The sequence below is a fragment of the Cognatundibacterium jejuense genome, assembly GCF_014284255.1.
Taxonomy (GTDB): Bacteria; Pseudomonadota; Gammaproteobacteria; order Burkholderiales; family Burkholderiaceae_D; genus Undibacterium; species Undibacterium jejuense.
The window spans coordinates 1-390 of record NZ_JACOFV010000061.1 but is presented as its reverse complement, the minus strand read 5'-3'; the positions used below and the strand labels follow the sequence as shown (position 1 = coordinate 390).

Annotated in this window: 1 protein-coding gene; it reads left to right on the top strand. The window is 49.2% G+C overall.

Annotation, left to right across the window (positions count from 1 at the left end):
- Positions 1 to 266 (top strand): IS66 family insertion sequence element accessory protein TnpB (gene tnpB, locus H8K32_RS20025; RefSeq protein ID WP_186914403.1); only part of this gene is annotated, 266 nt, incomplete at its 5' end.
- Between the last annotated feature and the right edge of the window lie 124 nt (positions 267 to 390).

The following is a 390-nucleotide window of genomic DNA, read 5'->3' as shown; positions in this document are numbered from 1 at the left end:
CACTGGCCAAGGTAGTTAAGGTCTTCGGTGCAGCGCGACCGCATCATGCCTATCTGTTTACCAACAAGCGTTCGACACGTATCAAAGTACTGGTCTACGACGGATTTGGCATCTGGCTGGCGAGTCGCCGTTTGAACAAAGGCCGCTTTACGTGGGTTGGTCATGGCGTCGATATGGCAGGACTTAATCCAGAACAATTAAGGGCATTAGTAACCGGTCTGCCATGGGAGAACCTGGCTCACGGTCACTCGATTTCGGTGCTATAGTACTGAGACCACAAAGTTGTAAACTTCTGTAAACGTCTTTGATTAAATCACCTCTGCTCTGGCACACTGCCAGACATGAACTTTGCTACCGCCATCGACGATTACACCAAAGAACAACTGATTC